The following is a 14,306-nucleotide window of genomic DNA, read 5'->3' as shown; positions in this document are numbered from 1 at the left end:
TTGGCATTCGGCGGGATAGCCTCTAAATTATCGATAAAATGAGATGGAGCGAGGCATGGCCGAGATCAGACGCAAGCGGGTAGGGCTCATTGGCGCCGGCTGGGTCAGCGAGTACCACTTGCCGGCATGGATGAAGCAGTCGGCCCGCGCGGAGGTCGTTGCGATTGCCGACCCCTCGGTGGTGGCCCGCACGGCCAGGAGTAAGAGTTTCGGCATCCCTCGTACTTATGAGCGCGCGCGGGTCATGCTGACAGAAGAAGTGCTCGACGCCGTCGATATCTGCGCCCCGCGCGAGGTGCATGTGGAGCTCGTGCAGTTGGCGGCGGCCAGGGGCGTCGATATTCTCTGCCAGAAGCCGCTCGCGCCCGATTACGACCAGGCAGTCGCTCTCGTTGCCGGTCTTCCGCCGTCGATCCGCTTGATGGTGCACGAGAACTGGCGGTTTCGCGCCTATTACCGGCGGATGAAGGCTTGGCTGGAGGAGGGGATTGCCGGCAATATCAGGCAGGTCCAGTTCGAATTCTTCTCAAGCGRCATGATCGCCGATGCTGAGGGCAACAGGTCAGCGCTCATCCGCCAGCCGTTTTTCCGCAGGCAGCAGCGTCTGCTGGTCATGGAGGTCATGATCCATCATCTGGATACGCTGCGCTACCTGTTCGGCGAGATGGAGGTGGTTGCCGCACGGCTTGAGCGCAGCAATGACGACATTGTCGCCGAAGATGTTGCCTTCGTCATTCTGCGCCGTCTGGACGACGGGGTGATCGTCACTGTAAACGCCAATCTGGCGGTGTATGGCGCGCCGCCGGCGCCGCGCGATCATCTGCGGATTTTTGGCACGCAGGCGACGCTGGAATTGTATGGAAGCCGTCTTTCGGCAACGGGCCATGCCGAGCGTGAGGAGGAATTCGATGCGGATGCCGTCTACCAGGGCGCCTATGATGCGACGATCGCGCATTTCCTTGACGGGCTGGAGGGCCGAGCAGTGATGGAGACCGTGCCTGACGATAATCTGAAGACGCTGGCGCTGGTCGAAGACATCTATCGGCTGAGCCGGTTCGACGCTGAAGACAAACCGCGATAAGATGGCCTGCCCCCGGAGGACCTATTGATGCAGACGCTCAACGAAAGCCGTGAAGACGAGACCGAACACGACGATCTGAGCATTGCGCGCGCGCTCGAAGAAGACATCATCTTCGGACGGCTGGCGCCTGGCACTCGTCTGACCGAGGATACGCTTCTTGCGCGCTTCCATGTGACGCGACACTTCGCGCGCCAGGCGATCGTCCAGCTGGAGACGATGGGTATCGTCGTGCGCGAACGCAATAAGGGCGCAACTGTCCGCTCGCTGACGTCAAGACAGGTGCAGGAGATCTATGACGTGCGCGAGCTGCTGCAGAGGCAGGCGGCACTCTGGATTCCGTTGCCGGCGCCCGACGAGCTGATCGCCGAACTGACGGCCCTACACGAAGAGCATGGCCGGCACGTCGAATCCGGCTACCTTCGCGGCGTGCACGAGACAAACGACAAGTTCCATCTGACGCTTTTCAGCGCCTGCGGCAATTCCCATCTCGTCCAGTCGATCGAGCTCTACATGCGTCTCAGCCTGCCGGTGCGCGCCAATTCCATGTCCAGCAAGGAATCGCTGCAGACCTCGCACGAACATCACCGGCTGATGATTGAGATGCTGAAGGGCAGGGACAACTGGGTCCTGGCGCAGCTCTGCGTCGACCATCTGCAGCCGAGCAAGAGGCGCTACCTCGCCTATGTGAGCGAACACTAGGGCTATTCTTCAGAGGGTCAGGGAGCGCAACTTGGAGGGTTGCGCCCCCTCTTTTCCTGCCGTCTCACCAGTCCAGGCGAAGGAGAGAAACGCCCTGACGCGGCAGGGAGAAGCGGAGATCGATCTTGCCATCCGTGACGGAAACCGATGCCTTGTCGTCGATCTCAGCCAGCTTGCCGGAGGCTTCGAGCGTGGCGTAATCGGCGCCCTCGATATGCTGCGGCTTGCCCATTTCCTTCCAGATGCGGAAGGAATTGGAATGCTGCTCGTCCATGCGGAAGTGCTTGAGTGCGGCCGGCCGGCTGCCCCAGCCATCGATGGAAAGGCTGACCTCTGCAGCGGGGCCCGCCTCGTCATCGTCATGATAGTGCCAGACGAGAACGGAGACGCCCCTGTCGTCGCGGGTCGCCACGACATTGACGTCGGGCTTGTCGCGAACGCCGTGGCTCATGATGTCTTCGATATCGCGGCGATAGTCGCTGTCCGATTCCAGCCACTCTCCACCGAGCTTGCCGAGCATGCGGAAGCCGTTCAGCACGGCCTTGTCGACGCCGTTGGTCGCCAGATCCCGAAAGCCGTCGAAATAGGGCTGGTCGTCGAAGAGGAAGGCCCAGGTGACGGCCCCTTCGATCTCGATATTGGCGCGGCGCGACAATTCATAGGTGCGGATCATGCTTTCGACGACGTAGACGCCGTAGAGCGGGCCGTTACGATAGCCGTTCTGCGGATGGACGCGCGCCGAGCAGGCAGCGCAGCCTTCCGGGTCGGATTCGCCGATGACGACGGGCAGGTGCCGAAGCTCGGGGAATTCGTTGATGATGGCAAGATTGGTCTCGATGTCGCGTAGCTGCTTGTGCAGGCCCATGCGTACATGCCCGTCGAAGATGACCGGATTTCCCTTGGCATGGAAGGCGATGAAGTCGAGCGGTGGTTTGTTCTCGACGACATGGCGCAGGAAGGCGCGCAGAAAGGTCTGTGCTTTTTCATTGGCGAATGCGCCGCAGGTGTGCGGGCCGCCGACGCGGGCCTTCGGCAGGGCCCGCTTCACGGCACGGGCGCTCGCATCATACATGGCGCAGAATTCCGGGATCGTGCCGGTCCAGTAGTGGCCGTCGGGCTCGTTCCACACTTCCCAGGGCCAGGACGAGACCACGTCTTCGCCGTAGCGATCGGCGAGGTGCCGCGCCCAAGCTTCGATCAGGTCTCCCCATTTCTTCAGGTCCTTCGGCGGCGCTGTCCAGCCGGTGGTGATAGTCGCATACCGGTCTGCCGGCTCCCAATGATGCTTGTAGGGGCCATCGAAACCGGAAAGCGCTTCCGGTGTGAAGCCGATCTGGATCAGCGGGATGTTGCCGGCTTCGACATAGGCATCGAAGATCTGGTCGATGATCGTCCAGTCGTAGACGGGATTGCCGTTTGCATCCTCACTATAGGCATTGGTCGAGCCCCATTTCAGGGCCGGCTTGCCGTCTCCGCTCGTCAAGAGATTATGTGTACGGATGCGCGGAGCGACGGGGCTGAGTTCGGTCAGCTCTTTCAGGAGCTTCTTGCCGTGCGGGGAGTAAGTGTAGTTCGGCTCGTCATAACCGAACCAGTTCCACAGTGGTCTATATGGCCCGGTCGGCCGGCCGGCGTGAACGTTGATGGTCACGTCATAGGAACTCGTCATCGTCTTTTCCTCTTGAACGGTCATGCCTCAGCCTCCTCCCGAAGGCCAACCGACCAATTTGTGATGAAGTGCGGCCGTCTTGGGAGGGCGCCGCGCTCGCTGCCAAAAGCTATGCGAAATGACCATTTTGTCAATAATATAAAAAACCACACTTGCATGGCGATTGGAAAATGCCCGAATTTCCGAGAGTTTTTGGCATTTTAAAAATTACCTGTTGCCGTTTGGTGAAAAATTGTCGATAAATGCAGAGGCGAAGCTCAGCGTCTGGAGGAGTCGTGCGGGCCATCAGGTCCCTATGCAGACGCTTTTGCCGGAACGCGATCGATAAAGGATTACGGGAAGCGCCCGCGCCTGCGGGTCAAGGAGGAGGAGCGTCCGATGAAGTTCCCTAGATTTGCAGTCATTGCCTTATTGTCTCTCGCCGCTCTGCCTGCTTACGCGCAGGATTTCATTGCCGGCATCCCGCGCAATGAAACGTTGATCATCCAGGGCACGCCGCAGCAGAATGCGGATTGGTTCAACGTCTGGGCGCCCGGCGGTGGCGGCGCGGCCAATGTCAACGGCCTGCAGCAGCTGACGACCGACACGTTCTGGTTCATCAATCCGGAAGGCGGTCCGGATGCCTGGCAGAACGCACTGGCAACCGAGCCGCCTGCCTACAATGCCGATTTCACCCAAATGACGGTGAAGCTGCGCAAGGGCATCTATTGGAGCGACGGCGTTGAATTCACCAGTGATGACGTGGCCTATACGGTCCAGACGCAGATCGACCATCCCGGCATGTCCTGGAGCGCGCCCTTCACTGTCAATGTCGCCAGCGTGGAAAATCCCGATCCGCAGACGGTCGTCTTCCATCTGAAGAAACCCAATTCGCGCTTCCATACGCTGTTTACCGTGCGCTGGAACGCTGCCTGGATCATGCCGAAGCATGTCTTCGAAAAGGCCGGCGATCCCCTGGCATTCAAGAACAATCCGCCGGTCTCGCTCGGCGCCTACGTGCTGCAGAGCTACGACAAGGGCGGTAACTGGACCATCTGGAAATTGCGTGACGACTGGCAGCGCACTTCGATCGGCATGGCCGCCAAGGAGCCGCCGCAGGTCAAGTATGTCGTCTATCGCGCCGCCGGCAATCCGGAGGCCCGCGTCATCGAGCAGCGCAATCACAATCTCGACGTCATCAACGACATGGCGCCCGAGGGTATGTTTGCCATGATGCGTGACAGCAAGAGTGTCGCCTCCTGGCTGAAGGGCTTCCCCTTCGCCCATCCCGATCCGACCCTGCCGTCGGTACTGCTCAACACCAAGAAGCCGCCTTTCGACAACAAGGATGTGCGCTGGGCGCTAGCCTTGATGATCGACATCCGTGCTGTCGCACTTGGTTCTTACCGTGGTGCCGCCAACCTCGCAGCTCTCGCTACGCCGCCGACCGGCTCGGCAACGGATGCTTATTATGTGCCGATGCAGGACTGGCTCACCAATTTCGAGCTCGATACCGGCAGCCGCAAGATCAAGCCCTATGATCCCAATATCTCGGCCCAGATCGCCACCATGGTCCGTGGCCAGTGGGGCGACCAGATTCCGACCGACCCGAAACAGCTGCAGCGCACCTTCGGCTTCGGCTGGTGGAAGCAGGACGTTCAGGCTGCAACCGAACTTTTGCAGAAGGCTGGTTTCAAGAAGAGCGGCAATCAATGGCTGAAGCCTGACGGCACGCCCTTCACGATCCGCCTGCAGGTCGAAGGCGATGCCATTCCGACGCTTGCGCGTGCCGGCACGGTCATCGCCCAGCAATGGAGCCAGAACGGTGTCGCCACCAAGGTGGATGTCGCCGGCCCGACCAATGGCCAGCGTCTCAGCACCGGCGATTTCGAAGCGGCGATCTACTGGAGCATCGAAACCTGGGGCGGCCATCCTGATCTGTCCTTCTTTCTGGACAGCTATCATTCGGAGTTCATCAAGCCGCTGGGGCAGATCCAGCCGCCGCGCAACCTGCAGCGCTGGCAGGATCCGCGTCTCGATCAGATCATCGCTAAAAACCGGTCCATCGCTTTCGCTTCGCCTGATGTCACCAAGGTCGGCCAGGACTTCCTGAAGCTCGCCGTCGAAGAGATGCCGATGATCCCGCTGATGGCTTACAACAAGTTTGCGCCGTTCGACACGACCTACTGGACCAACTATCCGAGTGCTGAAAACCCCTATTCCGCCTCGGGTCCGAACTGGTCGAATATCCGCTACATGGTGGTCGGCCTGAAGGCCAATCCGGCCGCTCCCAAGAACTGACCGTGTCGATATGGGGAGTGGCCGGGCAGCCGGCCGCCCCTTCTGCTATTGGAGGGTGGATGCCATGAATGGCTTTCTGATCTATGCGGGCAAGCGTTTCCTGCAGTTCCTTTTTGTCGTCGTCACCGGCATCACGCTTGCGTTCCTGATCGCCCATTTCTCGCCGGTTGATCCGGTGGAGCAAACGGTGTCGCTGCTGACGAGCTTCGGCTCGACCGACCCGCAGGCAGTCGAAATTCTGCGACAGTCGCTGCGGGAGCTCTATGGAACCGGCGGCCCGCTTCTCGATCAGTATTTCACCTTCTGGGGGCGGGTGCTGACGGGCGATTTCGGTCCCTCGCTGTCGTCCTTCCCGACGCCTGTCATGACGGTCATCGGCCGCGCCTTGCCGTGGACCGTCGGCCTGCTGACGCTTGCAACCATCATCGCCTGGATCATCGGCAATCTGCTCGGCGCGCTGGCCGGCTATTTCCGCAACAGCCGGCTTCTCAAGCTCGCCGGCATCGTCATCATGGCGCTGCAGCCGATCCCGACCTATATTATCGGCCTCAGCCTCGTCATCCTCTTCGGTTTCATCTGGCCGATCCTGCCGATCAGTGACGGCGCGCAGGTCAACCTCGCGCCTGCCTTCAACTGGGCCTTCATCAGCTCGGTCATCGAACACGGCATCCTGCCGGCGCTGACGCTGGTGCTCGTCGGCATCGGCGGCTGGTTCATCTCCATGCGCTCGCTCGTCTCCAACATCGTCACCGACGACCATGTGGTCTATGCCGAGCTCGGGGGCGTACGCTCACGCAGCATCTTTTCGCATTATGTGGCCCGCAATGCCATGCTGCCGCAGGTCACGGGGCTCGCGCTCAGCCTCGGCAATGTCTTCGGCGGCGCCGTCATCGTCGAATTCGTCTTCAACTACCCTGGCATCGGCAAATTGCTGATTTCAGGCATCTATTCCGGTGATTACAGCCTGGTGCTCGGCGTGACGACGATTGCCATCATTGCCGTCGCCTCCGCCGTCTTCGTGATCGACATCATCTATCCGCTGATCGATCCACGCGTGAAACTGGGATAATTGCGATGTTCAAGATCCTCAGAGACCTGCTCCGCTATAACAAGGAATTCCTGTTCGGGACGATCCTGATCCTGATCATCCTCGGCTTGATCGTGGCCTCCTTCTTCTCACCCTATGACGAGAATGCCATCTATGTCGTGAGCCCCGATATGCCGCCGTCTGCCGAATTCTGGTTCGGCACGACATCGCGCGGCCAGGAGGTGTTCTGGCAGATTGCCGCATCGCTTCGCAACACGCTGCTCTTCGGCATCATCGTTGCCGTCATCAGCCGCCTCATTGCGCTGGTCGTCGGCCTGGTCTCCGGCTATATCGGCGGACGCACCGACCAGATCATCATGGGCATCAACGATACACTCGGCGCATTGCCCAACATTCCGATCCTGCTTCTCCTGGTCTTCGTGTTGCGCGACCAGATGACATGGTCGATGCTGGCGATCGTCGCGGCCCTGCTCGGCTGGACACATGACAGCCGGCTGATCCGCTCAGTGGCGCTCTCGCTCCGCCACCGCGAGTTCACCCGGCATGCGGTCTTTGCGGGCATGCGCACGTCGCAGATCCTCATCCGCGAGCATCTTCCTTATGTGATGCCAATCGTCTTCTTCACGACGATGAACAATCTCATCTGGGCGATCGGCCTGGAAGTGACGCTCTCCGTGCTAGGCTTCTCCGACATCAACCGGCCGACGATCGGCGGCATGATCTATTGGGCCAATGCCCATTCCGCCATGGTCGCCGGCATCTGGTGGTGGGTGGCCTTCCCGATGCTCTTCGTGGTGATCCTCTTCCTCGGCCTCTTCATGCTCGCCATGTCGGTCAACGAATATATCGATCCTCGCTCGCGGCTGGCCCGGATGGGAGCCTGAGACGATGCAGAATCTTTTGAGGAAAGCGCCTTTGACCCTCGTCGAAAATTCCCGGGACGCGCTGACGATCGACGGGCTGAAATGCTATTATGTCAACGACTATTTCGGCGTCCGGCGCGAGATTCGCGCCGTCGATGACATCAGCCTGGCGGTACGTAAGAACGAGATCTACGGCATCGCCGGAGAATCCTCGAGCGGCAAGACCTCGTTGATCAAGACGCTTGCCGGGGCCATCCGGCCGCCGATGCGGGTCGTCGGCGGCACCGTCAATTTCAACTTCGATGGAAAGCTGATCGACGTCTACGGCGAACCGCAGAAAATGCGGTCTGCGCGCTGGCGCCACCTGTCCTATATCATGCAAGGCTCGATGAACGTGCTGAACCCAGTCCGGCGCGTGAAGCACGCTTTCAACGATTTCGCCTTCCGGCACATGAACCTTGATCCGGCCAGTTTTCGTGAGCGGATCGAGGCGCATCTCGCCCGCCTGCATCTCGATCCGCATGTGCTCGAAGCCTTTCCGCATCAACTCTCAGGCGGCATGCGCCAGCGACTGACCATTGCGCTCGCGACCGTCTGCGAACCGGAATTCATCATCGCCGATGAGCCGACGACAGCGCTCGACGTTCTGGTGCAGCAGGATGTTCTGGCATTGATCAAGGAGGTGCAGACGCGCATGCAAGCCTCGGTCATCTTCGTAACCCACGATATGTCCGTCCATGCCGCAATCACCGATCGCCTCGCGATCATGTATGCCGGGCGGCTGGCCGAAGAGGGCCCGACGCAGGCGATTTTCGACAATCCGCAACATCCGTATACGGTTCACCTGATCGGCAGCCTGCCGCGGATCGGCGATACGAAAACCAGAAAAAGCCTACCAGGCAAACCGCCGGCGCTCTCGAACCCGCCTTCGGGATGCCGCTTCCACCCGCGGTGTCCGATTGCGATCGACAGATGCTCGAAGGAGGTGCCCGTCATGCAGCCAAGCGCGACCGGCGGGCGTGTCGCCTGTTTCAGGGCGGGGGAGTACAAAATCCAATGAGCGGCGAACACCTTCTCCAGCTTGAAAACGTCACCAAGCTCTTTCCGATCGGCGGCTTCTTCTCGCGTGCCAAGATGACGGCAGTCAACGAGGTCAGCTTCGCGCTCGAGGCTGACAGGCCCGAGATCTTCACGATTGTCGGCGAATCCGGCTCCGGCAAATCCACGCTTGCCAAGATGATCCTTGGCAATGAGAAGGCTGATCGCGGAACCATCCGCTTCGACGGTGCGGATATCGGCGATATTCTCAGCCGCAACGCCCGTGAAGCCTTCATGACCAGGGTCCAGCCGGTTTTCCAGAATCCCTTCGAAGCCTTCAATCCGCTGACGCGCATCGACGAATATCTGTATGCCACCGCCCATCGCTTCAAGGGTGCGAAGAGCCGCGCCGACAGGGAGGCGCTGGCCGATACGGCGCTGCAGCGGGTCGGCCTCTCCATCGCGGAGGTTCGCGGACGGTATTCGCATGAATTGTCAGGCGGCCAGCTCCAGCGTATTGCAGTCGCGCGGGCGCTCATTCCCGAACCGAAGCTTATCGTCGCCGACGAGCCGGTCTCGATGGTGGATGCATCGCTGCGAATGTCGATCGTCAATCTCTTCCGCGAATTGCGTGATACGCTGAAGGTGTCGATTATCTATATCACCCATGATCTCGCGACCGCATACTACATCGCCGACCGTGTCATCATCATGCGCAAGGGCGTGGTGGTCGAAAGCGGCGATGCACGCACCGTGCTCGACAATCCGCAGCACGAATATTCGATCGCCTTGAAGAATGCCGTGCTGCCGCCTGATCCTCGTGAGGCGTCGACGATCATTCGCCAGCGCCAGCAGGATGCCGGCGCATTTGCGCCTCGGGAGATCGTCAGCGCCTGATAAGGTCACGCCCCGAGATGGGGCGCGGCCACGTTGTCGGTCTCAGGAGGCGCGGAAACGCAGATTACCGGCCGAAAGCTCGCTGACCGAGGCGCAACCCATCAGCTTCATGCCGCGCTCGATTTCGGTTCGCATCTGCAGGAGCGCCCGTTCGACGCCTGCCTGGCCAGCCGCCGCAAGCGGGAACAGATAGTAGCGCCCGACGCCGACGGCCTTGGCGCCAAGTGACAGGGCCTTCAGCACATGGGTGCCGCGCTGGACGCCGCCATCGACCATCACATCGATACGATCTCCGACGGCGTCGACGATTTCCGCAAGCTGGTCGAAGCCGCTGCGCGAACCGTCGAGCTGACGCCCGCCGTGATTGGAAAGTACGATGCCAGTGCAGCCGATATCGATCGCGCGCTTGGCATCCTCGACCGTCATGATGCCCTTCAGGCAGAAATGTCCGCCCCAGATTTTCACCATCTCGGCGACGTCGTCCCAGTTCATGGCGGGGTCGAGCATTTCGGTGAAATAGCGGCTGATCGACATGGTGCCGCTGCCCATGTCGACATGGCTGTCGAGCTGCGGCAGGCGGAATTTCTCATGCGTGAAATAATTGATGGCCCATGCCGGTTTGACGGCAAACTGCGCCATGCCTGACAGATTGAGCTTGAAGGGGATGGCAAAGCCGGTGCGCTTGTCGCGCTCGCGGTTGCCACCGGTGATGCTGTCGACGGTCAGCATCATCACCTGCACGCCGGCCTGCTTGGCTCTCGCCATCATTTCGCTGTTGAGGCCGCGATCCCTGTGGAAATAGAACTGATAGACCTGCGGTCCGCTGCTGATCTTACGCGCCTCTTCCAGGCTGATCGTGCCGAGAGAGGAAACGCCAAACATCGTACCGAATTTGCCGGCGGCATGGGCGACCGCCCGTTCCCCTTCGTGATGAAAGAGCCGCTGCAGAGCCGTCGGCGAGCAATAGACAGGCATGGCGAGTTTCTGGCCCATGACGGTAACCGACATGTCGACCTCGTTGACACCGCGCAGCACGCTCGGCAGAAGATCGCAGCTCTCGAAAGCAGATGTATTGCGCCTGTAGGTAACCTCATCGTCCGCCGCGCCGTCGATATAGTTGAAGATCGGCCCGGGAAGGCGTTGCTTGGCAAGACGGCGGAAGTCATGGAAATTATGGCAGTCTGAAAGGCGCATACTCGTATCCAATCGAGGGCTGGCATGTCATGCCTCCAGCCGATGAGCGGCCGCGAGACCTCCTCGTCTTCGCGATCCATGAGCTATGGGATACGATTATTATCGCACCAATCTCAAGCTCTCTTGAGTGCGCTTCCGTCGCCTTGTGAGAGAAAGGCGCATTTTATTGCCCGGCGGCATGCGAGATGACATGCGTTGCGGAGACGCCGGATCAGCGGGTGGGCTTCACCGCCAGCCAGATGACATGCCGTGCACCGCCGCGCTTGCCGTTGGCGCGCGTGTTGATCGCATCGACCGCAAAGCCGCTATCCTTCAGCCGGCGGGTGAAGGATGGATCAGGGCCTGAGGACCAGACGGCGAGCACGCCGCCGGGGCGGAGCGCCTCGCGGGCGGATCTCAGCCCGGCAAAATCATAAAGCCGGTCGTTGGATTTGCGGGTCAGCCCGTCAGGGCCGTTGTCGACATCGAGCAGGATAGCGTCATAGCCGGCCTTTCCGGCACTGATTGCCTCGCCGACATCGCCCTGATGGATCGAGACACGCGGATCGTCGAGGCAGCCCGTGAAGACCTCCGCCATTGGACCTCGCGCCCAGGCGACGACCGCCGGCACCAGTTCGGCGACGACGACACCGGCATCCTCGGGCACTACAGCCAGTGCTGCCCGCAGCGTAAAGCCCATGCCGAGGCCACCGATCAGGATTTTCGGCTTCGGATGCGATTTGATCCGCTCAAATGACAGGGTGGCGAGCGCTTCTTCCGAGCCGCTGAGGCGGCTGTTCATCAGCTCGTTGGTGCCGAGCATGATGGAAAATTCGGCTCCGCGCTGCTTCAGCCGCAATTGCCCGCCTTCGCCGGGAATGGTCGCGGAATCGAGCTGGATCCAGGGAAGCATGGCGGTTTCGTCTCGCTGAAAGGGACCTGCCCCTAGCATAGGGCGGTGGTCGAAGCCAGCAAGCCTTGCTCAGACCATGCGCATGAAATGATCCGCCTCATATTCCACCACCTCTTCCTGCGGCACGGCGGAGCGGCGGCGAATATCCTCGACCTCCTGCGGCTGCAAGCGCGTGCGGGGATCGTCGAAGCGTACATCCGGATCCGGCACGGCCGACAGCAGGAGGCGGGTATAGGGATGCAGTGGATTGTCGATCACCTTGGCGGTGCTGCCCCATTCGACGATCTGGCCGGAATACATGACGGCGATATCCTCCGCCACATAGCGGGCGGTGGCGATATCGTGGGTGATGTAGAGCAGGCCGAGATTCATCTCCTTCTTCATGTCGTTCAGGAGATTGAGAACGCCGAGGCGCACCGAGACATCGAGCATCGAGGTCGGCTCGTCGGCGACGATCACTTCCGGTTGAGCCGCAAGGGCACGCGCGATATTGACCCGCTGGCGCTGGCCGCCTGAAAGTTCGTGCGGATATTTCGGCGCGACGATATCGGGATCGAGCTTCACGCGCTCAAGGAGTTCACGCACTGTCGCGTCGATCTGATTGCCGCGGATATCAGGCCGGTGCAGTTTTAGCGGTCGCTGCAGATGATGGGCGATCGTATGGGCCGGGTTCAGCGAGGCGAAGGGATCTTGGAAGATCATCTGCACGGAACGGCGGTAGCGGGCGATTTCATCCGCCTTGGCACCTTCGACGGGGCGGCCCTTGTAAAGGATTTGCCCCGTCGTTGGCGAATATTCGCGCATGGCCATGCGGGCGCAGGTCGTCTTGCCGCTGCCAGATTCGCCAACCAGCGCCAGCGCACGGCCGGCATGGAGCGAGAATGAGATGGCGCGTGCGGCATGAACGGCGGAAACGCCGTGGCCGAAGGTCTTGGTGACCTTGTCGAGGGCGAGGATGGCATCGCTCATAGCAGCACGCCTCCGTGAAGCGAGGGGAAGGAGGCCCAGAGTTTCCGGGTGTATTCGTGCTGCGGCACCTTGTAGATCGCCTCGGCACCGTTCTGTTCGACTAGCTTGCCCTGGAGCATGATGCCAATGCGGTCGCAGAACTGCACCATCAGCCCGAGATCGTGGGTGATGAAGAGCACCGAGAAGCCGAACTGCTTCCTGAGTTCGTTGATGCGCTGCAGGATTTCCCGCTGCACCACCACGTCAAGCGCCGTCGTCGGCTCGTCCATGACGACAAGTTTAGGATCGAGCGCCATGCAGATGGCGATAACGATGCGCTGGCGCATACCGCCGGAAAACTGATGCGGATAGTTGCGCATGCGATCCGGCGCGATATCGACGAGCCGCAGCATCTCGGCTGTGCGCTCACGCGCCTGCGCCTTCGTCATGCCCTTGTGAGTGCGAAGCACATCATAGAACTGGTCTTCGATGCGCAGCACCGGGTTCAGCGAGTTCATGGCGCTCTGGAAGACCATGGCGACCTCGCGCCAGCGGAAGGCGGCAAGCGCCTTCGCGTCGAGTTCCAGCACATCGCGGCCGGCAAGCAGGATCTGGCTCTCCTTGCGGATCAGCGCCGGCGGCTTGTGCAGGCGGCTGATGGCAAAGGCGATCGTGCTCTTGCCACAGCCGGATTCGCCGGCAAGGCCGAAAACCTCGCCGGGGGCGACATCAAAACTCACGTTGTCGACGGCGCGAAAGTCCTTTTCCTCGCCGATATAGTCGATCGTGAGGTTCTTTACAGAAAGCAAGGGTTGCGTCACAGGCGGCCCTCCCCGGAGCGGATGAGCAGGGACCAGCGTTTCAGATGATTGCCGGTGCGCAGGCGCGGGTTGGCGATCTCGTCTACGGCAAAATTGAGGAGCGACATGCCGATGCCGAGGAAGGCGAGCGCGAAGCAGGGTGTCAGGATATCCCACCAGGCGCCGACCGAAAGCGCGGAGGCCTTCTGCGCGTTATAGAGCATGGTGCCCCAGGAGACGACGCGCGGATCGCCGAGGCCGAGGAATTCCAGCGTCGCTTCGGTGATGATAGCGAAGATGACGCTGCCGATGAAATTGATGCCGACGATGGAAATCACATTGGGGAAGATCTCGAATGTCATGATGCGCCATTGCGGCTCGCCCATCATCTCCGCCGATTTGACATAGTCCTTCTGCTTGACGGAGAGCGTTTCGGCGCGGGTCACGCGCGCACCCCAGGCCCAGGACGTTCCGCCAAGGATAAGCGCAATGACGATCGGGCTCGCCTGGCCGATGAAAGCTGCGAGAACGAGCAGCAGCGGCAGGTTCGGCACGACGAGCACCATATTGGTAAAGAAGCTGATGACCTCGTCCGTCTTGCCGCCGCGATAGCCGGAGATGATGCCAAGGGCAGTACCGACGGCGGTGATCAACAGGCCGGCGCCGAAGCCGACGGCAAGCGAGGTGCGCGCGCCATAGATCAAGCGGGCAAAAACGTCCTGGCCGATGCGCGTCGTGCCGAGAATATGTTCGGCTGATGGCGGCTGGTGCGGACGGCCCGTACGGGCGGCGGGATCGTAATGCGTCAGCAAGGGGGCTGCGATCGCGACGATGATGATGAAGGCGATGATGGCGAGGCCGATCAGCGCCTTGCGATTGCGGAGCAGGCTCTTCATC

13 protein-coding genes are annotated in these 14,306 nt (G+C 60.8%); 7 read left to right on the top strand and 6 right to left on the bottom strand.

Annotated features, from left to right (window positions below):
• Positions 1-55 precede the first annotated feature (55 nt).
• Complete coding sequence (locus AC1DM5_RS30965) at positions 56-1,081, top strand: Gfo/Idh/MocA family protein (RefSeq protein ID WP_477976530.1); 1,026 nt, start codon at positions 56-58, stop codon at positions 1,079-1,081.
• A 27-nt stretch (positions 1,082-1,108) separates the two neighbouring features.
• Positions 1,109-1,780 (top strand): GntR family transcriptional regulator, encoded by a 672-nt coding sequence (locus AC1DM5_RS30960; RefSeq protein ID WP_439017442.1) that lies wholly within the window; start codon positions 1,109-1,111, stop codon positions 1,778-1,780.
• 64 nt (positions 1,781-1,844) lie between these two features.
• Here the strand turns inward: AC1DM5_RS30960 and AC1DM5_RS30955 are convergent, their stop codons facing one another.
• Complete coding sequence (locus AC1DM5_RS30955; protein WP_477818844.1) at positions 1,845-3,473, bottom strand: GH39 family glycosyl hydrolase; 1,629 nt, start codon at positions 3,471-3,473, stop codon at positions 1,845-1,847.
• 354 nt (positions 3,474-3,827) lie between these two features.
• On the opposite strand from AC1DM5_RS30955, the gene AC1DM5_RS30950 reads away from it, so the two are divergent.
• From AC1DM5_RS30950 to AC1DM5_RS30930, 5 genes are all read left to right on the top strand, one after another.
• Positions 3,828-5,729: an ABC transporter substrate-binding protein gene (locus tag AC1DM5_RS30950; RefSeq protein WP_477818843.1), complete on the top strand. Its 1,902-nt coding sequence runs from the start codon at positions 3,828-3,830 to the stop codon at positions 5,727-5,729.
• Between the two features lie 64 nt (positions 5,730-5,793).
• Positions 5,794-6,798, top strand: a complete 1,005-nt coding sequence (locus tag AC1DM5_RS30945) for an ABC transporter permease (RefSeq protein WP_113323985.1) — start codon at positions 5,794-5,796, stop codon at positions 6,796-6,798.
• Between the two features lie 5 nt (positions 6,799-6,803).
• Positions 6,804-7,661 (top strand): ABC transporter permease, encoded by an 858-nt coding sequence (locus AC1DM5_RS30940; RefSeq protein ID WP_007816934.1) that lies wholly within the window; start codon positions 6,804-6,806, stop codon positions 7,659-7,661.
• A 4-nt stretch (positions 7,662-7,665) separates the two neighbouring features.
• Positions 7,666-8,700: an ABC transporter ATP-binding protein gene (locus AC1DM5_RS30935; protein ID WP_477818842.1), complete on the top strand. Its 1,035-nt coding sequence runs from the start codon at positions 7,666-7,668 to the stop codon at positions 8,698-8,700.
• On the top strand, positions 8,697-9,575 hold the full coding sequence (locus tag AC1DM5_RS30930) for an ABC transporter ATP-binding protein (protein WP_477818841.1): 879 nt from the start codon (positions 8,697-8,699) through the stop codon (positions 9,573-9,575). The genes AC1DM5_RS30935 and AC1DM5_RS30930 overlap by 4 nt, the downstream gene beginning before the upstream one ends.
• 42 nt (positions 9,576-9,617) lie before the next feature.
• Here AC1DM5_RS30930 and AC1DM5_RS30925 read toward each other — a convergent pair whose 3' ends face one another.
• From AC1DM5_RS30925 to AC1DM5_RS30905, 5 genes are all read right to left on the bottom strand, one after another.
• Positions 9,618-10,769, bottom strand: a complete 1,152-nt coding sequence (locus tag AC1DM5_RS30925; protein ID WP_477818840.1) for an alpha-hydroxy acid oxidase — start codon at positions 10,767-10,769, stop codon at positions 9,618-9,620.
• Between the two features lie 211 nt (positions 10,770-10,980).
• Complete coding sequence (locus AC1DM5_RS30920) at positions 10,981-11,661, bottom strand: spermidine synthase (protein ID WP_477818839.1); 681 nt, start codon at positions 11,659-11,661, stop codon at positions 10,981-10,983.
• A gap of 69 nt (positions 11,662-11,730) precedes the next feature.
• A complete protein-coding gene (locus AC1DM5_RS30915) occupies positions 11,731-12,630 on the bottom strand; it encodes an ABC transporter ATP-binding protein (RefSeq protein WP_477818838.1) in 900 nt (299 codons plus the stop codon).
• A complete protein-coding gene (locus tag AC1DM5_RS30910) occupies positions 12,627-13,430 on the bottom strand; it encodes an ABC transporter ATP-binding protein (RefSeq protein WP_477818837.1) in 804 nt (267 codons plus the stop codon). The genes AC1DM5_RS30915 and AC1DM5_RS30910 overlap by 4 nt, the downstream gene beginning before the upstream one ends.
• A complete protein-coding gene (locus AC1DM5_RS30905; RefSeq protein ID WP_477818836.1) occupies positions 13,427-14,305 on the bottom strand; it encodes an ABC transporter permease in 879 nt (292 codons plus the stop codon). Before AC1DM5_RS30905 ends, AC1DM5_RS30910 begins: the two co-directional genes overlap by 4 nt.
• Position 14,306 lies beyond the last annotated feature (1 nt).

The sequence above is a fragment of the Rhizobium sp. 01T437 genome, from assembly GCF_056398505.1.
Note: the sequence above shows the minus strand (reverse complement) of the source record. Positions and strands in the feature narration are given on the sequence as shown.

Coding starts and splice junctions, on each gene's coding strand:
- AC1DM5_RS30915 (WP_477818838.1), bottom strand. CDS start 12,630: ATGAGCGATGCCATCCTCGCCCTCGACAAGGTCACCAAGACCTTCGGC.
- AC1DM5_RS30925 (WP_477818840.1), bottom strand. CDS start 10,769: ATGCGCCTTTCAGACTGCCATAATTTCCATGACTTCCGCCGTCTTGCC.
- AC1DM5_RS30945 (WP_113323985.1), top strand. CDS start 5,794: ATGAATGGCTTTCTGATCTATGCGGGCAAGCGTTTCCTGCAGTTCCTT.
- AC1DM5_RS30950 (WP_477818843.1), top strand. CDS start 3,828: ATGAAGTTCCCTAGATTTGCAGTCATTGCCTTATTGTCTCTCGCCGCT.
- AC1DM5_RS30935 (WP_477818842.1), top strand. CDS start 7,666: ATGCAGAATCTTTTGAGGAAAGCGCCTTTGACCCTCGTCGAAAATTCC.
- AC1DM5_RS30960 (WP_439017442.1), top strand. CDS start 1,109: ATGCAGACGCTCAACGAAAGCCGTGAAGACGAGACCGAACACGACGAT.
- AC1DM5_RS30920 (WP_477818839.1), bottom strand. CDS start 11,661: ATGCTTCCCTGGATCCAGCTCGATTCCGCGACCATTCCCGGCGAAGGC.
- AC1DM5_RS30930 (WP_477818841.1), top strand. CDS start 8,697: ATGAGCGGCGAACACCTTCTCCAGCTTGAAAACGTCACCAAGCTCTTT.
- AC1DM5_RS30940 (WP_007816934.1), top strand. CDS start 6,804: ATGTTCAAGATCCTCAGAGACCTGCTCCGCTATAACAAGGAATTCCTG.
- AC1DM5_RS30905 (WP_477818836.1), bottom strand. CDS start 14,305: ATGAAGAGCCTGCTCCGCAATCGCAAGGCGCTGATCGGCCTCGCCATC.
- AC1DM5_RS30955 (WP_477818844.1), bottom strand. CDS start 3,473: ATGACCGTTCAAGAGGAAAAGACGATGACGAGTTCCTATGACGTGACC.